This is a genomic window from Bauldia sp. (genome assembly GCF_020442045.1).
Lineage (GTDB): Bacteria > Pseudomonadota > Alphaproteobacteria > Rhizobiales > Kaistiaceae > Bauldia.
Map to the genome: position 1 here is coordinate 1 of NZ_JAGRLA010000047.1, position 18902 is coordinate 18902.

Annotated in this window: 25 protein-coding genes; 6 read left to right on the forward strand and 19 right to left on the reverse strand. The window is 65.7% G+C overall.

What is annotated here, in order from left to right; genetic code table 11:
- Nucleotides 1-31: 31 nt before the first annotated feature.
- Nucleotides 32-241 carry a hypothetical protein gene (locus KDJ86_RS05280; RefSeq protein WP_291743724.1) on the reverse strand — a complete coding sequence of 70 codons (210 nt, stop codon included), beginning with the start codon at nucleotides 239-241 and terminating at the stop codon, nucleotides 32-34.
- A gap of 167 nt (nucleotides 242-408) precedes the next feature.
- Between KDJ86_RS05280 and KDJ86_RS05285 the strand changes: the two genes are divergently transcribed.
- A complete protein-coding gene (locus KDJ86_RS05285) occupies nucleotides 409-1527 on the forward strand; it encodes a hypothetical protein (protein ID WP_291743725.1) in 1119 nt (372 codons plus the stop codon).
- Here KDJ86_RS05285 and KDJ86_RS05290 read toward each other — a convergent pair.
- Together KDJ86_RS05290 and KDJ86_RS05295 are read right to left on the reverse strand one after the other, a co-directional pair.
- Nucleotides 1524-1871, reverse strand: a complete 348-nt coding sequence (locus tag KDJ86_RS05290; protein ID WP_291743726.1) for a DUF1491 family protein — start codon at nucleotides 1869-1871, stop codon at nucleotides 1524-1526. The two genes, KDJ86_RS05285 and KDJ86_RS05290, sit on opposite strands and share 4 nt — an antisense overlap.
- 2 nt (nucleotides 1872-1873) lie before the next feature.
- The gene (locus KDJ86_RS05295; protein WP_291743727.1) at nucleotides 1874-2755 is read right to left on the reverse strand and encodes a peptidoglycan-binding domain-containing protein; all 882 of its coding nucleotides are present in this window, start codon (nucleotides 2753-2755) and stop codon (nucleotides 1874-1876) included.
- 284 nt (nucleotides 2756-3039) lie between these two features.
- Here KDJ86_RS05295 and KDJ86_RS05300 point away from each other — a divergent pair, with 284 nt between their 5' ends.
- Both KDJ86_RS05300 and KDJ86_RS05305 read left to right on the forward strand, forming a co-directional pair.
- The gene (locus KDJ86_RS05300; RefSeq protein ID WP_291743728.1) at nucleotides 3040-3369 is read left to right on the forward strand and encodes a DUF5330 domain-containing protein; all 330 of its coding nucleotides are present in this window, start codon (nucleotides 3040-3042) and stop codon (nucleotides 3367-3369) included.
- 66 nt (nucleotides 3370-3435) lie between these two features.
- Nucleotides 3436-3873, forward strand: coding sequence for a SufE family protein (locus KDJ86_RS05305; protein WP_291743730.1), 438 nt, complete (start codon nucleotides 3436-3438; stop codon nucleotides 3871-3873).
- Here KDJ86_RS05305 and KDJ86_RS05310 read toward each other — a convergent pair.
- Together KDJ86_RS05310 and KDJ86_RS05315 are read right to left on the reverse strand one after the other, a co-directional pair.
- Nucleotides 3870-4649, reverse strand: a complete 780-nt coding sequence (locus tag KDJ86_RS05310; RefSeq protein ID WP_291743731.1) for a DUF6456 domain-containing protein — start codon at nucleotides 4647-4649, stop codon at nucleotides 3870-3872. The two genes, KDJ86_RS05305 and KDJ86_RS05310, sit on opposite strands and share 4 nt — an antisense overlap.
- Nucleotides 4649-5041 (reverse strand): helix-turn-helix domain-containing protein, encoded by a 393-nt coding sequence (locus KDJ86_RS05315; protein WP_291743732.1) that lies wholly within the window; start codon nucleotides 5039-5041, stop codon nucleotides 4649-4651. Before KDJ86_RS05315 ends, KDJ86_RS05310 begins: the two co-directional genes overlap by 1 nt.
- A gap of 175 nt (nucleotides 5042-5216) precedes the next feature.
- On the opposite strand from KDJ86_RS05315, the gene KDJ86_RS05320 reads away from it, so the two are divergent.
- Nucleotides 5217-5603: a DUF6477 family protein gene (locus tag KDJ86_RS05320; RefSeq protein ID WP_291743733.1), complete on the forward strand. Its 387-nt coding sequence runs from the start codon at nucleotides 5217-5219 to the stop codon at nucleotides 5601-5603.
- 23 nt (nucleotides 5604-5626) lie between these two features.
- On the opposite strand, the gene KDJ86_RS05325 is transcribed toward KDJ86_RS05320, so the two are convergent.
- The 12 genes from KDJ86_RS05325 to KDJ86_RS05380 all read right to left on the reverse strand — a co-directional run bounded on the left by KDJ86_RS05325 (nucleotide 5627) and on the right by KDJ86_RS05380 (nucleotide 14597).
- Complete coding sequence (locus KDJ86_RS05325) at nucleotides 5627-6043, reverse strand: Ros/MucR family transcriptional regulator (protein WP_291743734.1); 417 nt, start codon at nucleotides 6041-6043, stop codon at nucleotides 5627-5629.
- 339 nt (nucleotides 6044-6382) lie between these two features.
- Complete coding sequence (locus KDJ86_RS05330) at nucleotides 6383-8083, reverse strand: Na(+)/H(+) antiporter subunit D (RefSeq protein ID WP_291743735.1); 1701 nt, start codon at nucleotides 8081-8083, stop codon at nucleotides 6383-6385.
- A complete protein-coding gene (locus KDJ86_RS05335) occupies nucleotides 8073-8327 on the reverse strand; it encodes a hypothetical protein (protein ID WP_291743736.1) in 255 nt (84 codons plus the stop codon). The genes KDJ86_RS05330 and KDJ86_RS05335 overlap by 11 nt, the downstream gene beginning before the upstream one ends.
- A 1-nt stretch (nucleotide 8328) precedes the next feature.
- The gene (locus tag KDJ86_RS05340) at nucleotides 8329-9111 is read right to left on the reverse strand and encodes a nucleoside phosphorylase (RefSeq protein WP_291743738.1); all 783 of its coding nucleotides are present in this window, start codon (nucleotides 9109-9111) and stop codon (nucleotides 8329-8331) included.
- A 63-nt stretch (nucleotides 9112-9174) separates the two neighbouring features.
- The gene (locus KDJ86_RS05345) at nucleotides 9175-10653 is read right to left on the reverse strand and encodes a monovalent cation/H+ antiporter subunit D family protein (RefSeq protein WP_291743740.1); all 1479 of its coding nucleotides are present in this window, start codon (nucleotides 10651-10653) and stop codon (nucleotides 9175-9177) included.
- Nucleotides 10650-12128 carry a monovalent cation/H+ antiporter subunit D family protein gene (locus KDJ86_RS05350; RefSeq protein WP_291743741.1) on the reverse strand — a complete coding sequence of 493 codons (1479 nt, stop codon included), beginning with the start codon at nucleotides 12126-12128 and terminating at the stop codon, nucleotides 10650-10652. Before KDJ86_RS05350 ends, KDJ86_RS05345 begins: the two co-directional genes overlap by 4 nt.
- Entirely contained in the window at nucleotides 12125-12505 is a 381-nt protein-coding gene (locus tag KDJ86_RS05355) for a cation:proton antiporter subunit C (RefSeq protein WP_291743743.1), read from the reverse strand. The genes KDJ86_RS05350 and KDJ86_RS05355 overlap by 4 nt, the downstream gene beginning before the upstream one ends.
- Entirely contained in the window at nucleotides 12502-12921 is a 420-nt protein-coding gene (locus KDJ86_RS05360) for a Na(+)/H(+) antiporter subunit B (protein WP_291743744.1), read from the reverse strand. Before KDJ86_RS05360 ends, KDJ86_RS05355 begins: the two co-directional genes overlap by 4 nt.
- Nucleotides 12922-12932: 11 nt before the next feature.
- Entirely contained in the window at nucleotides 12933-13451 is a 519-nt protein-coding gene (locus tag KDJ86_RS05365) for a DUF4040 domain-containing protein (protein WP_291743746.1), read from the reverse strand.
- Nucleotides 13452-13462: 11 nt separating this feature from the next.
- Nucleotides 13463-13828: a monovalent cation/H(+) antiporter subunit G gene (gene mnhG, locus KDJ86_RS05370; RefSeq protein ID WP_291743747.1), complete on the reverse strand. Its 366-nt coding sequence runs from the start codon at nucleotides 13826-13828 to the stop codon at nucleotides 13463-13465.
- Entirely contained in the window at nucleotides 13825-14109 is a 285-nt protein-coding gene (locus KDJ86_RS05375; protein ID WP_291743749.1) for an MrpF/PhaF family protein, read from the reverse strand. The genes mnhG and KDJ86_RS05375 overlap by 4 nt, the downstream gene beginning before the upstream one ends.
- Nucleotides 14109-14597: a Na+/H+ antiporter subunit E gene (locus tag KDJ86_RS05380; RefSeq protein ID WP_291743751.1), complete on the reverse strand. Its 489-nt coding sequence runs from the start codon at nucleotides 14595-14597 to the stop codon at nucleotides 14109-14111. Before KDJ86_RS05380 ends, KDJ86_RS05375 begins: the two co-directional genes overlap by 1 nt.
- A 206-nt stretch (nucleotides 14598-14803) precedes the next feature.
- Here KDJ86_RS05380 and msrB point away from each other — a divergent pair, with 206 nt between their 5' ends.
- Complete coding sequence (gene msrB / locus KDJ86_RS05385; RefSeq protein WP_291743753.1) at nucleotides 14804-15229, forward strand: peptide-methionine (R)-S-oxide reductase MsrB; 426 nt, start codon at nucleotides 14804-14806, stop codon at nucleotides 15227-15229.
- Nucleotides 15210-17339: a S9 family peptidase gene (locus KDJ86_RS05390; RefSeq protein WP_291743755.1), complete on the forward strand. Its 2130-nt coding sequence runs from the start codon at nucleotides 15210-15212 to the stop codon at nucleotides 17337-17339. Before msrB ends, KDJ86_RS05390 begins: the two co-directional genes overlap by 20 nt.
- 33 nt (nucleotides 17340-17372) lie before the next feature.
- Here the strand turns inward: KDJ86_RS05390 and KDJ86_RS05395 are convergent, their stop codons facing one another.
- Both KDJ86_RS05395 and KDJ86_RS05400 read right to left on the reverse strand, forming a co-directional pair.
- Nucleotides 17373-18713, reverse strand: coding sequence for a M10 family metallopeptidase C-terminal domain-containing protein (locus KDJ86_RS05395; RefSeq protein ID WP_291743756.1), 1341 nt, complete (start codon nucleotides 18711-18713; stop codon nucleotides 17373-17375).
- 4 nt (nucleotides 18714-18717) lie between these two features.
- A partial coding sequence (locus KDJ86_RS05400; protein WP_291743758.1) for a hypothetical protein occupies nucleotides 18718-18902 on the reverse strand: 185 nt, incomplete at its 5' end.

The window sequence follows — 18902 nt, forward strand, 5'->3', positions numbered from 1 at the left end:
CTAGCTGGCGCGGCGACGCTGCGGCCCGGCTTCAGGAGCTTTTGCGGGACCGGCCCTTGCCGCCGATATCCTTGAAGTCACCCCGCCCGACCGTGTCGCGCAGGCGATAGCTCAGATCGACGTCCTGCCTCTCGATCCGAATGCCGGGAAAGATGACGATCTCGCAGGTCCCTGCACGGCCGGCGCGGTGGCCGGCGACTCCGCCGGCGCGCTGCCGGGGAAAGTTGAGAATCGTGGCCATGCGACCTCCTCGGAGATCAAACCGGCCGGGTCCTTCGCCCCCGGCCACCGTGGCGAACGCTTCGGATCACTTTCGTGGGATTAGGCCTCTGGCAAGGTTAACAGTCCGCTAACGACTGTCGCGCACAATCGCCGTCATCTCGTCGACTCTTCCGGGGCCCTCGCGACATGAACGACTTTCCCCAACCCAAGGGATTCGTAAGGCTGGCGACCCAGAACTGCCACGACGCCGCACTGTTGAGGGCCTCGACGGAGCTTTTCGTCCAGGCGAGCGCCCATGACCGCGACGAAATCCGCCGCTTCGAAGACCTCGCCCTCCACCTCATTCCGCGGGTGAGCCGCGACGACCGGGTCTACGTATCGACCAGGCTCGCCGTCCGGATCGACGTACCCCAAGCGGTTGCCCGCGTCCTGGCCCGGGACGAGATCGAGGTGGCGACGCCTATTCTCCGCCATTCGCCGGTCCTCGGCCCGCTCGACCTCCTGATGGTCATCGCCGCAACCGGCGTCGAGCACCACCGCCTGATCGCCGAACGCGCGGTTCTCGGCGATGATACCGAGCGCGCGCTGCGGATAGGAGGCGACGCGGAGGTCGCGGCAATTCTCGACCGGCGGCGGGTGCCGGAAAAGGCTTCGCAGCGGTCCGCCACGGACGAGGCCGGGGAAGCCGCGTCCTCCCCGGAAGCGAAGACGGTATCGCGCACCGACCGCCTCGATCCCTGGGTCTTCCTGTCGCGCGACCCGAAGGCGCGCCTCCGCCTGCTGGCGGAGATCGCCGTGGACGGCCCGGAACACGCCACGACGGCGAGCGGAACGACGATGCTTGCCGACCGCGCCTTCCGGTCGATCCTCGGCGCTGCCCAGATCGTCGGCTTCTCGCGCAGCGGAAATCGCCAGGCGCTGGTCGACACGATCGTCGAGGGGCTCGACCTTGCGCCCGATCTGGTCGCCGCATGCCTTGACGACGCGACCGGCGAACCCCTGGCCGTGCTCCTCAAGGCGCTGTCGCTGGCCAGCGATCAGGCCCGCCAGGTCCTTCTGCTCTCCTCGCCGGTCGGTCGCGACCCGGCCGCCTTCTTTCCCCTGTGCGACCTCTACGCCGGAATGCTGCCGACCGTCGCCACCACCCTCGCCGAGGCCTGGCGGCGGAAGCCCGCTTCCGAGGTAGGGCTTCCCCCCCAGCCGCTCCACACCCGTATCCGCGAACGGGACCGCGAGCCGGACGAGACGATGCGCCCCGGCCGTCAGGAGAGGACCGCCGGCCGCGCCGCCGAGGGCCGCGGCTAGTCCTCAGGCTCGATGACGTCGAGGAAGGATCGCCCGGCGCGATCCTCGACCGCGACGATCCACAGGTCCGGATCGAAGCGGATCTGGCGATCGAGATTCGCCTGGATTTCATCCGGCGCGGCGCCCTCGATCACCCGCTGGAAACGGCGATCGGAGGGGCGCGAGTCCTCGAACAGGCTTTGGGGCGCGGGTATGTAGAGGTCCGATCGTCCGTCAAGCCGGTCGACGATCACCGCGATCGCGCCGGCCTCCTCGGCGCCCTTGCGGGCGACAACGGCAAACGCCCCCTCGATCTGGCAGCGCCGGACATAGGCGCCGACCCAGAGGGACGATGTGACGCGCACGCTCAGATCGCCTGCATCGCCCCGATGCTGACCAGGCGCTCGACCACCTGGTCGTCGGGCTTGCCGGTGATCGGCAGCCCGTTGTCGAGCTCGAAACGTCGCACCGCATTGGCGATCTCGTCGCTCGGCAGGCCGTCTTCCGCCACCGGACCATAGCCCATCCTGTTGAGCGCGCGCTGGACCGCCACGTAGCGATTGCGCGTCGCGATCTCGATCGCCGAGGCGACCGCATCGTCGCCGGGCGCGGCGTCACCGGCGGCCGCGACGGCCGGGACGGGTTCCGGTTGGGCGGGGATTTCCGGCGCCGCCTCGGGCCGCTTCGCCGCGACCGGTTGCGGCGCGGGCCTTGCCGGTGCGACCGACGCCGTGTTGATGTGGTCGAGGACATCGACGCTCGGTTCGCCGGTGACCGCGAGCCCCTCGGCCTTCTGGTAGGCGACAATCGCCGCGCGGGTCCGCGACCCGGAAATCCCGTCGACCTTGCCGTCATACAGCCCGCGCTCGGCGAGCTTCTGCTGGAGCTCGCTGATGACCACGCTCTCGGGGACCGCCTGCGGCAGCGACGGTGCGGGCGCGGGATCCGGTATCGGCGCGTCGATCGCGGCTGCGATGTCATCGGGATTCGCCGCGGGCGCCTGCAGATCGGCCCGCGGCCGCGGATCGGGCATGACCGGCTCGGAGGCGGCGGCCGGCCTTGCCGAGGCGACCGGCGCCGGACGGGTCATGAACAGCGGTTCGGGGTGGCGGGATTTCTGGAGGAACATGGCATTCGAGACGACGGCGGCGATGGTCAGCGCCATGACGACGAGACCGCTCGACATCGCCGGATTCTCGGCGACACGGTCGACAAGGCGCCCGATCACGCCGTCGCCGACGAGCTCCATCTCCTCGTCCGGGGCGGCCCGGGGCCTTTGGGCGGGGCGGCTTGTGTTTCTCGTAGCCAAAGTCGCGGTCTCGCTGATGAGGTCACTCGATCTGCAAGGCCATGGTGGCAATGTTATGCTTAAGGAACGTTAAAGGCCGGCCCGGCAGCGGAAGCCGCGGCCAGCCGGATATTCGATAAAATTTGAACTAAATTGCCGCCGCGGCCTGAACCGGACCTTTATCGGGCGCTGATAAATTGACGCAAGTTGAGAACACGTGAAGCCGAAACATGAAGGTCCGGCAGATGTTTTTTGTGATCCGCGTCGCTTTCTGGCTCTCCGTCGCCATCCTGTTCATCCCGAGCGATCCGCAAACCGGCGAAGCGCCGCGGGTCGGCCTCGTCAACGCCTTCCTGGCCGCGAAGGCGACCGTGGCGGATTTCTCCGGCTTCTGCGACCGCAATCCCGACGCCTGCGTCACCGGCGGCGCCGCGGTCGACCTCTTCGCCAGCAAGGCGGAGAACGGCGTCCGGATGCTCTACCGCTATCTCGACGATCCGCAGGCCGAAAAGGGCACCCTCAACGAGGACGACGTCGCCCTGCCCTGGCAGGGTCCTGAAAACGGCCCCGCCTGAACGCCCGGCGATTCCCACGACGACAACCGATTTGCGGCGCGCCGCGCCTCGGCCTATATCGCGTCAATGGATCAGGCTGACGCGAAGCTTCCGGCGATCGACGAAATCGCCGCCGATTTCGAACTTCTCGACGAGTGGGAAGATCGTTACCGCTATGTGATCGAGCTCGGCAAGGCGCTCCCTCCCCTGTCCGACAGCGATCGCATCCCCGCCAACAAGGTGCACGGCTGTGCGAGCCAGGTATGGCTCGCCACCACGGCCGACAGCGGCGCCGATCCGCGCCTTCATTTCCGCGGCGACAGCGACGCGATGATCGTTCGCGGCCTGGTCGCCATCGCCCTCTCCCTCTTCGACGGCAAGACAGCGGGCGAAATCGAGGCGACCGACGCCGAGGCCATGTTCGACCGGCTGGAGCTGCGGGCGCACCTGACGACCCAGCGCTCGAACGGCCTGCGCGCCCTGGTCGACCGCATCAAGAACGAGGCCCGCCAGGCAGCCGCCTAGCTGTGAGCTTCCTGCTCGCCTGGATCGACCACCGGCCGATAATCGTCCGTCCCCCAATGGCGGACCTTGCCGGCCCCGCGCGAGCCACGGGCGTCCGGCGACAGTCCGTAATGGCGCGCCAGGCTGGCAAGCCCCAGCCGCAGAACCAGCTTCGCCGAGCGGGCCGGCCATTGCCGCTCCCGTTCGATCTCCTCGATCCCCTTCAGGAAACAACAGAAGTCGACAAGGAGCCCGGCAAAGTCGGGACCGACCGCGTCAAGAATCCGCTCGATCCGCTGCCGAGCGGCAAGGGCGGAATCGGTGATATCGGCCATGCCGCCGGCGTCGCGCCGTCCGCCGGCGATCGCGCTCGACCAGTTGGCCGTCACCCGCGGCATCAGCCGCCCCCGCGTGAAGTCGGCGCGAAGGCGCTCTCCGGCGGCGAATTCGGCGTCGCCGATGAAAGGCCTGCCGTCCCGGCCCTTCGCCCGGCGCAGGCGCGACAGCGGGCTCTCGTCGACGTTTCGGGTAGCGCTCCGCCGCCCGGATGGTCCGCCCTCGAGGATCGCGGTCTCGAGCGTCCGATGCTGGAGGGCGAAACCGTCCGCCTGCGACAGGCGTCGGCGCAGGAACGCCCGCCCGGCCGCCGTCAGGACGACGCCCTCCCCGTCACGACGCAGCAGATCCCGGGCGATCAGGTTGCCGACAAGCACCTGGTCCGCAACGCCCGGACTGGCGCCGCGCGCCGCGAGCCGGCGCAACAGGCGCTCGGCCTGTCGATCGTTCCCGACCGCCATTACCGGCCCCCGGAGAAGGATGCGGAAAGCCGCGGCCAGACATCGATGGCGCGCTCCAGGTAATCGAGGATCGAATCGATGCGAGGGTCCTCGCGGCGATCCTCGACCTGACGGCAGGCGTGGCGCGCCGTGGTGCGATCCCTGCCGAACAGCCGCCCGGCCTCGACATAGGACAGGCCCATGCGGGTATAGGCCAGATACATCGCGATCTGTCGGGCGAAGGCGACGTCTTTCCGCCCCCGGCTCACCGAGTCGAGCGCTTCGGGCCTCAGCCCGAAGGCGGCCGAGACGATGGCGCGCAGGAACAAGCCGAACGGCCCCCGATCGCGTCCCGCTTCGCCCGCGCCATCGTCCTTCTCGAAGAACACGCCCCCGGTTTCACAATCGACCATTTACGCACCCCGTTTGCTGGTAATCGGCTACTAGGATTTTATTCCTTCAATGATACCGCAAGCTGCATGCAAGGGGATAACTTTCGGTAAAGTTGATCGGAGGGGACAAGCGCGCCGACAATCCCCGTCGCCGGGAACCGGGGGAGACTCGCTCCAAATGAAAGGAGCGAGCCACATGACCTCACACACATGGCCGATGCTGGCCGGCGGGGATCGCCTGCCGTCACGGAGCCTCGACCTCAGGCAGCTCGCGGAGCGCTCGATCGCCCGGTCGATCGCTGCCGGCGTCGAGGCCTATGATCGCGAGCGGCACCTGCCGCGCCTCGCCCCGGTCACACCGAATCAGCTCGCGGATCGCAGTCCCGAGGGCCAGCGTCGAATCGTCGCCCGGCTTGCCAGGGCGCTCCGGGCGGAACGCAACCGGGGACGGGCGGGCCATTGGACCTATGATCTCAATCGCCACATCGGCCTCAGGCAGGCTCTGGCGGCGGAGCGGCGGAGGCTGGCCGATCTGCTCGCGGTGCGCCCCAAGACACATTCGCCGCCCGAAGGCGGCGAATGACAATTCACAAAAGGAGCTGGCGCCTACGACTTGCGGCGGCGCTGCTGGCCGAGGCCCATCTTCTTGGCAAGCGCGGAGCGCGCGGCCGCGTAGTTCGGAGCGACCATCGGATAGTCGCTGGGCAGCGACCACTTCTCGCGATACTCCTCCGGCGACAGGTCATAATGCGTCCGGAGGTGGCGCTTCAGCGACTTGAACTTCTTTCCGTCTTCCAGGCAGACGATGTAATCCGGAAAGACCGACTTCTTCGGGTTCACCGCCGGCTTCAGCGGCTCGGGCTCGGGCTGGTGCGTTCCCTGATGCGTGCTGCTCAGCGCGCGGTGCACTTCGGAAATCAGCGTAGGCAGGTCCTGCGCCGGAACCGAATTGTTGCTCACATAGGCCGATACAATTTCGGCCGCCAGATCGATCAGGTCAGCGCTGGCAGTTTGGTCGTTCATGGTTCATCCTATTCACGTTGAATACTAGATCGACGGAATGTCCAACGCGCCGTTACGTACAGTCTTCCGGACTCGTCGAGAAATGCGGATGTCGACGTTAACGATTGACCCGCCGCATCCGGATACTTCGCACCGTATATAGTCGGCGTCATTCAAATACAAGAGGTAAACGACATTTGAAGAAAACTACTGTCCAAACCTTATGTCGCGAATGGCGCCGCAATATTGCTTGATAGGCAACACATTCGGGTGAAGAACAACCATGCTCCGCGCCGCCGGTTCAACCACCGAAAGGCCACGCGGCAACGACGAATCGGTTGATAGACCGGTTGGACGTTATCACAGGTAGTAGATGATCAGATAGGCAGACAGCATCACGACGGCCCAGAAGGCCATGGAGCCCGTCGGCCAGCTCCTGGCCAGCGTCCCCGCCGGACCGTGGTGCTGGTATATCGCGCGGAGGGCGCGTTCGACCGCGGCACGGCCGCGGGCGACCAGCGGAACCGGCGACCGGCCGGGGTCGCCGTCGAGCCGCCGGATCACGGCCGGTCCGCCTCGCCGCCACAGCCAGTCGACGTCGAGCGTGATCGTCTCGGTCCTCCTCAGCCATCCGAGCATCAGGAAGAAGGCGAGCCCCGAGAAGAGCAGAAGCTGGAGCTGCGATACGACATGCGCGCCCGTATAGGGAGCGAAATCCACCGCGAAGGGCAGCATCGCGTAGAGCGGCGCCGGATAGACGCCGAGGCCGATGCAGATGAAGGAGAGAAGGATCATCGACCAGCGCATGGTCCATGGCGGATCGGGCGGCCGCAAGCCGGAATCCTTCTGGAAGAACACGAACCAGGGGAACTTGATGCCGGCATGGAGGAAGACCCCGGCGGAGGCCGCGGTCAGCAGGAACCAGACGACTGCCAGGTGCCCCTCGGCGGCGCCGTCGACGATCATCGACTTGGCCACGAAGCCGGAGGTCAGCGGGAAGGCCGAGATCGAAAGCGCGCCGATGATGCCGCAGATCGTGGTGAGTGGCATCGTGCGGAACAGCCCGCCGAGTTCGGTGCATTTCGTCCGGCCGGTCATCAGCATCACCGAGCCTGCGGACATCAGCAGCAGCGCCTTGTAGACGATATGGACGAAGGCGTGCGCCGCCGCGCCGTTCAGCGCCATCTCGCTGCCGATGCCGATGCCGGTGACCATGAAGCCGACCTGGTTGATGATCGAATAGGCCAGGATGCGCCGCATGTCGTTTTCGAGGATGGCATAGATGATCCCATAGAAGACCATCACCAGGCCGATCCAGATCAGCACCTCCTCGCCCGGAAATCCGCGCCACAGCACCAGCACCGCGGTCTTGGTGGTGAAGGCGGAGAGGAAGACGGTTCCCGACCAGGAGGCGCGCGGATAGGCATCCGGCAGCCAGGCGGAGACCGGCCAGCTTCCCGCGTTCAGCAGGAATCCCGCGAGGATCAGCCAATGGGCCGGTGAATCGGCCTTCATCGCCCCGAAGGCGATCGAGCCGGTATCGGCGATGTGGCCGGTGATCCCGGCCATCAGCAGCACGCCGCCGAGCAGATGGATGACGATGTAGCGCTGGCCGGCGCGGCGCGCGTCGGCCCCGGCGATCCAGATGACCAGCGTCGAGCAGACCGCCATCAGCTCCCAGAAGACGAAGACGGTGATCAGGTCGCCGGCGAAGACGACGCCGATCGCGCTGCCGGCATACATGAAGGCGATCGGGGTTTCCGCCCGCCGCTCCTGGCGGAGTCCGAAGAGCCCGCCGGCGAAGGCCATGATCGAGAACACCGTCCCGAACAGGCGGGCGAGGCTGTCGGAGCGGAACGGAACCAGCTCGTAGCCGAGCCAGTGGATGCCGGGCGCCTGCCCGTCCGGCAGGATCCAGACCAGGGCCAGCACGAGGAGCGGCGCGCCGAGGATGACGACGTCCCGGATCGTGCCCCTGAGCCACAGCAGGATCACGCCGGCGGCGATCAGCACCAGTCCCGGAAGCAGGAAGGGCAGGAGCGACCCGAGGCTAGCCGTCATAATAGGTGTCCTTCCGCTTCAGCAGGACACCAAGCCCCTTCGCCCCGACCACCAGCACCACGCAGCTGACGAAGCCGTACCAGGCGTAGAAGCCGATGGTCCCGTCGATGCCGAAGGTGGCGTGATGGTCGATGAGGAAATCGGCGACCACCGTCAGCGCCAGGATGACGATGAAGACGACCCACAGGAGGCGGATCGTCGATGGCCGAACCAGCCAGTTGTCGTCCTTGCCGGGCTGGGTCATCTCAGAGCAGCTGCTCCTTCAGGTCGAGCAGGGCGTCGAGCGCGAAGCGGGTCTGGTCGAACCACTCATTCTCCACCAGATCCTGCCGGTCGCCGTTGAAGCTGTGCTCGCCGGTCACCAGGTTGCCGATGACCATGAGCGTCGCTCCCGCATAGCAGCCGCGGGCGCTGGCGATGGTCAGGATGGCGGCGACCTCCTGCTCGACGCTCAGCACGCCGAGGTCGTGATACTGCTGGACATATTCCTCGATGCGCTGCGAGGCGTAGAACCCGTCGGTCGTCCGGATGATGCCGGTATGGACAGTGTTCCCGGCCTTGCGGGCCCGCTCGGCGAGCGCCGCGACGACGCGATAGTCGGAGACCGCCGGGTATTTCTCCGGCGCATAATAGCGCGTCGTCCCCTCGTCGCGGACGGCCGCCGCCGGGATCACCACGTCGCCCATCGCGATCCGCTCCTGGATGGCTCCGGTCGCGCCGATCTGGATGAATATCTTGCCGCCGAGGTTGATCAGCTCCTCCAGCACATTGGCCGTCTGGCCGGCGCCGATGCCGGCGGAGCTCACCGTCACCGGCGTGCCCCGGTGGGTGCCGGTGATGGTCGAGACCTCCCAGCCGGCGTCGTAGGTCCGGAAGGTGACCTCGTCGAGAAGCGCCTCGCAGCGACGAACGTGATCGCGGAAATTGGTGAGGATCACCAGGGGCGCGACGTCGCCGGCCTTGCAGCCGATGACCGGCGCGACGCCGCCCGGCAGCTCGACATATTTCGGCAGTTTCAGCAGGGCCACGTCATTCTCCATCTCTGGTCGTTCACGGGCGCCCCATGGCGTGCGGCGGCGCGGATCATCGTTCTAGCCCCCCGCCGGCGCGGTTGTCAGGCTCTCGCTCAACATCTCGGCGAGCTGGTAGGGAATTTCCGGCCAGACGAACATCGCCACGGTCAGGATGGCGGTCACCACCAGCGGCGCGACCATCGGCCATGGTGCCTCGGCGAGGCTTGGCCTGGCGCCGTCCACCTTCGAGAAGGCGCGATAGACGATCGGCAGGAAATAGCCGGCATTGAGCAGTGTCGAGATGACGATGACGCCGACGGCGAACCACTGGCCGATGCCCACCGCAGCCAACAGGATGAACCATTTGCCGAGGAAGCCGGCGGTCGGCGGCACGCCGATCATCGACAGCGAGGCGACGGCGAAGGCGCCCATCGTCCAGGGCTGTCTCCGTCCGACCCCCTTCATCCGGCTGATATCGTCGACATGGGCGCCGATATGGATCGAGCCGGCGGCGAAGAAGAGGGTGATCTTCGAGACCGCATGCGCGGCGATATGGAGCGCCGCGCCGAGCACGGCGAGCGGCGTGAACAATGCCGCGCCAAGCACGACATAGGAGAGCTGGCTGATCGTCGAGAAGGCGAGCCGCCGCTTGAGGTTGTCCTGGCGGAGCGCGATCGCCGAGGCGACGATCACGGTGACGCCGGCGACATAGACCAGCCAGTCGCCGGTGCCGGCCGCGGCCAGCGTCTCGACGCCGAAGGTGTAGACGATGACCTTGAGGATGGTGAAGACGCCCGCCTTGACCACGGCGACCGCGTGGAGCAGCGCCGAGACCGGGGTCGGCGCCACCATCGCGGCGGGCAGCCAGAAGTGGAGCGGCATCACCGCCGCCTTGGCCGTGCCGAAGACATAGAGGGCGAGAAGGACGCCGAGAGCCGTGTTGCTGACCACCCCGCCGAGGATGCCGCCCGGCCGGAAGTCGAGGGTCTCGGCGGCGACCCAGGTCCAGCCGAGCGCCGGCAGCAGCAGGATGGTCGATGCGCCGAGCAGCATCAGCAGATAGAGCCGCCCGGCATTCCTCGCCTCGACCGTGCCGCGATGGGTGACCAGCGGGTAGGTCGAGACGGTCAGCAGCTCGTAGAACAGGAACAGCGTGAACAGGTTGCCGGACAGCGCGATGCCCATCGTCGCGGCGATCGCCACGGCGAAGCAGAAATAGAACAGCGTCTGGCGATGGGCCTTCTCGGCGCGCATATAGCCGATCGAATAGACCGAGTTGGCGATCCACAGCCCCGAGGCGATGATCGCGAAAAGCATGCCGAGCGGCTCGACCTTGAAGGCGATCGTCAGGCCGGGAACCACCATCCAGACGTCGAGCGCCGGGCGCTCTCCGGCAAGCACCAGAGGAAGCAGCATCAGCACCACGACGAGGAGCAGCACCGCGCCGATCAGGGTGACCGTCTCGCGCAGGTTGGCGCGGCTGGCGAAGAGCGGCAGCAGCAGCGCTACCGCCGTCGGGATCACCAGAGCCAGGACGATCAGCGTCGCGGGCGTCATCGCAGGCCCTCGAGCAGGGCCGTGGCGGCGCGCTGGGCCATCCCGGCGGTGAGCTCGGTGTCGATGCCGAAATAGACCGTCGCCGCGGCCAGCAGGCAGATCGGGACGAGCATCTCGAAGGGCGGCTCCGTCGCCGTCGCCGCTTCCGGCGAAGGCTCGCGGAACCACACGCATTCAAAGAAGCGGCCGACATAGAGCACGGTCAGCATCGACGACAGCACGATCAGGAAGCCGAGCCACCACCAGCCGACCTCGATCGAGGCGACGATCAGGTACCACTTCGACACGAAGCCGGCGGTGCCGGGCACGCCGATCAGGCTGAGGCAGGCGATGCCGATGGCGCTCATTGTGATCGGCATCCGTCGTCCGATCCCGGCGATATCCTTGAACTCGATGCCGCCGACCCGGAAGAAGACCGCACCGAGCCCCATGAAGATCGCCGCCTTGATGATGGCGTGATTGAGCAGATGGACGAGACCGCCGGTGAGGCCTGTAACCGTCGCCAGCGCCAGGCCGAGGGTGATGTAGCCGATCTGCCCGACCGACGAATAGGCGAACATCCGCTTCACGTCGGACTGGAAGACGGCGACCGTCGCCGCGCCGAAGATCGCCGCGACCGAGAGCGTGACGAGGACCGGCGTCACCGGCAGGTCGGCGAAGACGAAGCCGGCGCCGAAGACCGAGAAGACGAAGCGCGCGAAGAGATAGATCGCGACCTTCGTGGCGGTCGCGGCAAGGAAGACGGTCGCCACCGAAGGCGCATAGGCATAGGCATTCGGCAGCCAGTAATGCAGCGGGAACAACGCCAGCTTGAGGCTGATGCCGACGAAGATGAAGGCAAGCGCGACGAGGACGGAACGCGTCGATTCGACGTCTGCCAGGCGATCGGCGATCAGTCCGAGGTTGAGCGTGCCGGTCATCGTGTAGAGCAACCCGACGCCGATCACGTAGAAGGTCGCGCCGATCGTCCCCATGATCAGGTACTGGTAGGCGGCGACCAAAGCGCGGCGATCCCGCCCCATGGCGATCAGCGCGTAGCTCGACAGCGACGAGACCTCGAGGAAGACGAAGGCGTTGAACGCGTCGCCGGTGATCGCGATGCCGAGCAGGCCGGCGAGCGCGACGAGATACATGCTGTAGAACCAGCCGATCCGGTCCTCGGGCACCTCGCTGAGCACGCTCAGCCGGGCAAAGGGCGCGATGACCGCGGCGACGGCGGAAACCAGCAGCAGGATCAGCGCGTTGACGATATCGACCCGGTATTCGATGCCGATCGTCGGGTCCCAGCCGCCGAGGTGATAGGAAATCACGCCCTCGTCGAGGACGCGCACCAGCAGCATCGCCGAGATGACCAGCACGGCGATGCTGACGACCACGGTGATCAGCCAGGCCGGCCACGGCCGGCGGACCAAAGCGGCAAGCAGCGCTCCGAAGAGCGGCACCACCACCTGGAGAGCGGGCAAATGCTCGCTCATGGGCGATTGTCATCCTGCTCGAAGATGTCGTCTTCCTCGATCGTCCCGTAGGCCTCGTTGATCCGCACCACGAGGGCGAGGCCGACCGCCAGCGTGGCGACGCCGACGACGATCGCCGTGAGGATCAGGACATGCGGCAGCGGATGCGAATAGACGGTGAAGGCGGGGTCGATGATCGGCGCCGTGCCGCCGAGAATCTTCCCGGCCGAGAGATAGAGCAGGTAGACCGAGGTCTGGAACAGCGACAGGCCGACGAGCTTCTTCACCATGTTGCCGCGGGCGATGACGATATAGAGCCCGGACACCATCAGGAAGACGGTGATCCACTGGTTGTAGTGCGAGGCCAGGTCGCCCCCGAGTTTGACGAGCTCGGTCATCGCCGCCCCCTCCCCGCGAAGGCGTAGAAGATCGCCACCATCGTCGCGCTCACCGTCACGAACACGCCGGCTTCGACCAGGAAGACGCCCCATTCCTGGCCGTGGACCTGGTCATGGGCGAGATGCGAATAGTCGAGAAAGTTCGAGCCGGTCAGCCAGCCGACAACGCCGACGCCCGCATAGATCAGCACGCCGAGCGGGATCATCGCTTCGACCATCGTCGCCGTCACTATGCGCTTGGCCGCGGTCAGGCCGTAGATCAGCGCGTAGAGGATGACGGTCGCAGCGGCGATCACGCCGGCCTGGAATCCGCCGCCGGCGCTGTAGTCGCCATGGAACTGCACGTAGATGGCGAAGACCATCATGAACGGCAGGATGAACTTGGTGACGACCCGCAGGATCACGTCAAGACGCATCGGACCGCCCCCTAGTCCTTGCCGCCGGCACCGGGCGGTGCCGCGCGCTTGAGGAGCATGAGGATCGCGATCCCGGCGGTGAAGATGACCACCGTCTCGCCCAGCGTATCGAAGCCGCGGTAGCTCGCCAGGACCGAGGAGACGACGTTGGCGATTCCGGTCTCGGCGATCGACCGCTGGATATAGTCCGGTCCGGCGAGCTGGACCGGCGAATCGGCCGCCCCGAAGGGCGGCGTCGCGCTGACGCCCCAGATCAGGATCGCGGCCGTGCCCACCGCGACGAATAGCGGCAGCGCCACCGAGTGGACCGGCCGGGCCTCCTCGGTCTTGGTCAGGTAGAGCGTACCGAGCAGCAATACGGTGCCGATGCCGGCCCCGACGGAGGCTTCGGTCAGCGCCACGTCGACCGCATCGAGCACCAGCATCACGCTCGCCATCAGGAAGCTGTAGATGCTGGTCAGCACCGCCACGGCGAAGAGGTTGCGGACCCGGACGATGCCGATCGTCGTCACCGCGATCAGCGTCAGCAACGCGAAGTTGATCAGGGCTTCGATGGCTCGCCCTCCCCGTCAGGATTCTCGGCGCTCATCGGTTCGCCGGAGCGGTCGAGCGGCCTGACATTGGCATGCAGCGCCGCCCGCGCGACCGCATGGGTCGCGGCGGGGCTGGTAAAGGCGATGAAGAGTGCCAGGAAGACCAGCTTGACGCTGACCAGCGTCAGGCCGGCAAGGCAAACCAGCCCGAGCAGGATCAGCGACACGCCAAGCGTATCGGCGACCGAGGCCGCGTGGATGCGGGTGAAGACGTCGGGCATGCGAACCACGCCGAGCGCGCCGATGACCATGAAGATGCCGCCCAGCACCACGGCAACGCCGCCGATCCAGCCAAGGATTTCCGCGGCGGTCATCGCACCTCTCCGTCTTCCTCGGCATCGTAGCCGAGCGGGCCGTAGCGGAAGAACTTCAGCACGGCGAAGACGCCGATGATGTTGAGAAGCGCATAGGTGATGGCGATATCGAGAAACGCCGGCCGGCCGGCCAGGAAGCCGAACAGCGCGAGGATGACGATCGCCCCGTTGCCGATCGAGTTGGCAGCGACGAGCCGGTCGAAAACCGTCGGCCCCTTGAGGGCGCGCACCAGCATGAGCGTCACCGCGACCAGCGCCGCGATCATTCCCGCGGCAAGCATCAGGAGCGTCCCTCGAATGTCGTCACGTGGCGATCCATGTCGCCGGTCTCGAGCCCGGCGGCGGTCTCGTCGGTCAAGGCGTGGACCGTCAGGTAGCGGATGTGGTTCCGGTCGCGCTCGGCCTCGACCGTGATCGTCCCCGGCGTCAGCGTGATGGAGTTGGCGAAGGTGACCACACCGACGGCGGTCTTCTGGGTCGGCCAGATCGTCAGCAGCCGTGGCGAAATCGGCAGCGACCGGCTCAGGATGATCTTCGAGACGCCAAGCGCCGACACGACGATCTCCTTCACCAGCCACGGCCAGAAGAGCAGTCCGGGCAGGATGAGCTCGGCTGGATGTCCTTCCTGGTCGGTATAGCCGAACAGCCGCCCGGCGGCGGCGACGAGGATCGCGGTCAACGCCCCCGCGCCGAGCAGGAAGGCGTCGAAATGCCCCGAAAGCAGCACCCAGAAGATGAACAGCGATATGGCGAGGCTGACGAGCCGCATGGTCCCCCTGCTACCGATCGGCGAAACCGGCCGAATCCACCAAACTAATGGCCATGAATGGCCGGCTGATCAAGCCATACCGCCTCCTCACGGCCGCTTCACGGCAATTTGCCGTTGAGGACGCAAGGCCCGGGCCTCATATAGGGCAAGCCGGCGGATTTTCCCGCGCCGGACCTTCTCTCCCACCGCGACCGGGGATTTCGGCCATGACCGCGAAGACACCCCCTGAGAAAATCATCAGATCCGACGCCGAGTGGCGCGAGACGCTGACGCCGGAACAGTATTACGTCACGCGTCAGGCCGGCACCGAACGCCCGTTCACGGGACCGTATCTCCATGAGAAGCGGACAGGCACCTATCATTGCGTCTCCTGCGGCGCGCCACTCTTTGGTTCCGACGCCAAATACGATTCGGGATCGGGTTGGCCGAGCTTCACCCGGCCGGTCGACGAGATGGCGGTCGAGGAGATCACCGACCGGTCGCACGGCATGGTACGGACGGAGATTCGTTGCGCGGCCTGCGAGGCCCATCTCGGGCACGTCTTCCCGGATGGGCCCGGACCGGAGGGTCTGAGGTACTGCATGAATGGTTGTGCGCTGGATCTGGAAGCCGATGACGAAGCGACTTCGTGACGAAGAGTTGGACCGCCACCCGGGCGGCGGCGGCGCGGTGCATCCCCCGGTGGCGGAGAAGCGGCCGGTCACGTCGACCTGGCACGGGGTGACCCGCACCGACGACTATGCGTGGCTGCGCGCCGGCAACTGGCAGCAGGTGATGCGCGAGCCGGACGTGCTGCCGGCGGATATCCGAGCCTATCTCGAGGCGGAGAACGCCTATACGGAAGCCGCCCTGGCCGGTGTCGCCGACCTCAGGGAGCAGCTCTTCGCCGAGATGCGGGGGCGGATCAAGGAGGACGATTCGTCGGTGCCGGCGCCGGATGGCCCCTATGCCTACGGCATCCGCTACACCCATGGCGCCGAGCATCCGATGCTGGTGCGCACCCCGCGCGGGGGCGGCGAGGAGGAGATCCTCCTCGACGCCAACCGCCTCGCCGAGGGCAAGGCCTATTTTCATCTCGGCGGCACCGCGCACAGCCCCGACCACCGCTATCTCGCCTATGCCTCGGACGAAAAGGGCTCCGAATATTACGAGATTCGCATCCGCGACCTCGCCACCGGCGAGGATCTCGACGACGTCATCCCGACGACCACCGGGGTGCCGGTCTGGGCGGCCGACAGCCGGACGCTCTTCTACGTCTGGGTCGACGACAACCATCGCCCGGCGAAGGTCTTCCGCCACGAGGTCGGCGCGGGAACCGAGGACGTGCTGGTCCATGCCGACACCAATCCCGGGTATTTCCTCGGCGTCGGCAAGACCCAGTCCGATCGCTACATCCTGATCGACAGCCACGACCACGAGACCTCGGAGAGCCGGGTCCTCGAGGCCGACGATCCGGCCGGCCGGCCGCGTCTCGTCGCCGAGCGCCGCCCTGCCGAGAAATATTCGGTCGAGCATTCGGGCGACCTCTTCTACATCCTCACCAATGGCGGCGACGCGGAGGACTACCGCATCGTCACTGCCCCGGTCGAAACGCCGGACCGCGACCATTGGCGCGACCTCGTCCCGCACAGCCTCGGCCGCCTGATCCTCGACATCACCGCCTACAAGGACTTCCTCGTCCGGCTGGAGCGCGAGGGTGGCCTGCCGCGGATCGTCATCCGCCATCTCGCGACCGGCGAGGAGCATGCGATCGCCTTCGACGAGGAGGCCTATTCGCTCGGCATGGCCGGCAGCCTCGAATTCGACACCGCCACCATGCGCTTCACCTATTCGTCGATGACGACGCCCGGCCGCGTCTACGACTACGACATGGCAACGCGAAGCCGGGTGCTGCGCAAGCAGGACGAAGTCCCCTCCGGCCATGACCCGGCCGACTATGTCACCCGCCGCGTCTTCGCCGAGGCGCCGGACGGCGAAACCGTTCCCGTGTCGCTCCTCTACCGCCGCGACACGCCGATCGACGGCACCGCGCCCTGCCTGCTCTACGGCTACGGCGCCTACGGCATCACCATCCCCGCCTCCTTCTCGACGACGCGGCTGTCGCTGGTCGATCGCGGCTTCGTCTATGCCATCGCCCACATCCGCGGCGGCAAGGACAAGGGCTTCCACTGGTATGCCGACGGGCGCCGCGAGAAGAAGGTCAACACCTTCACCGATTTCATCGCCGCCGGCCGCCATCTCGTCGCCGAAGGCTTCGCCGCGCCCGACGGGATCGTCGGCTGGGGCGGCTCGGCCGGCGGCCTGCTGATCGGCGCGGTCGCCAACATGGCGCCGGACCTCTTCGCCGGCCTGATCGCCGAGGTGCCCTTCGTCGACACCCTCGACACCATGCTCGACGACACGCTGCCGCTGACCCCGCCGGAATGGCCAGAATGGGGCAATCCGATCACCAGCGAAGCCGACTTCCGGACGATCGCCGCCTATTCGCCCTATGACAACGTCGCCGCCCGCGACTATCCGGCAATCCTCGCGCTGGCCGGTCTGACCGACCCCCGCGTCACCTACTGGGAGCCGGCGAAATGGGTGGCGAAGCTCCGCGCGACCGGGACCGGCGACCGGCTGCTCCTCCTCAAGACCAACATGGACGCCGGCCATGGCGGCGCCGCCGGCCGCTTCGACCGGCTGAAGGAAACCGCGCTCGCCACCGCCTTCGCGCTGCAGGTGACGGGCAGGACAGGTTGAATTGACGATTGCGCGACCCTGGCGACGACAGGCCTATGCAACCAGGAAATCGTGATGATCGAGCTCTATCCCGTTTGCGATCTTCGCGAAAATCTTTGCCTTGTGATCGCCGGATCCATCAGGATCATAATATATCTTCCCGTCCTTTAGCAATATTTTATCGTTTTTGTCTTTGGCGTATTTTGAATTTCCGAGGAATTCTCCCTTGGTCAGCCTGTGGCCAATTGCCTTAAATCTGTCGCTTACCAGGTCGATCTTGTCAAATCCTGGCTCAAAATCCTTTATCCGATCGAAATTCTTCTTGCCCGGTTTTACGTCAAAGACGAAATGATCGGCGTCCGGACCGCCAATCAACTTGTCGCGCCCCGGGCCGCCAACCAGCCTGTCCACTCCCCCCGCTGGGCTCGCGGGCGCTTTAGCCGACGAGGATGACGTGTTCTGGATCGGATCGTCGCCCACCAGCTTGTCGTTACCGACTCCTCCCTCGAGGTAGTCGTCGCCCGGCCCGCCGATCGCAACATCGTCGCCGCCAAGGCCGAGCCAGAAGTCGGACCCGTCCGAGCCGGTGAACACGTTTCCAACCGCGGTGCCGAGCGAATAGACATTCCCATCGATGTCCACCGAGACAATTTCGATCGACGAATCCGAGAGTTCCCTCCGGGCGAAAAACCGCCCGCTGGCCGGGTCGAATATGAGCGTGGATACGAAATTCTCTGATCCAAGAGGAACGAAACGATCGAAAGTAAAGGAACCCGCATCATACCTCAGGCTGATTATTCCAAATACCTCGTTGCCCAGGAGATCATCCGGGCCATAGTCGGGATTGTAGTAACCGGTGGCATAGGCGGTCTTATGCTGCGGGTCGTAGGTCGAGGTACCCTGCGGTATCGAAAGGTCGCCGGGAACCTCCATGCCGACGGGAGCACCGTCAATGACATGAACTTCGTACTGCGGAGCAGCCAGTTGAAATCCTTCCGCAAACTGCTTTCCCAGGGAGAAGACGTGGAACCCTGGCTTATCGTCTTTGGTTCCGGATATATATAATTTCTTGTTTTCAATATCGTAGTCATAACTCCCTTGCTGCCACGTATAGGTATTTGATGATAAGTTATTTATATTATATAATTTTTCAAATTTATCTTTTGATAGATCTGCTCGATAAATATAAAATCCATTGTTATCTTGTGCAACGCCGATGATGATATTGGTGTCTTCGAAATTTACAGTATATATGTCTTTTCCCTTGAAGGCTTGGTAGGATGCACCGCTCTTGACGTTCATCACCAGCGCGCCGCTGGCGCCAGATATCGGCACGACGTAGGACGAGTGGTAGAGCGCATCGACGCCCTGTCGAAACTGCAGATTGAACGACATATTTTCAATGATCCCCGGTTGACGATGGCAGATTTTGCGGGCCTTGCAAACCGCGGACAATGCAGGCGGTGAAGGAGATCGCGCTCACCACCGCCTTCGCGCCGAACGTTGCGGACACGGCCCGGAGGCGAGGCGCCGGCCGGTGCCGGGCGAAACGGCGGTTCGTCAAAACGTCTTCAACTCGCGCCA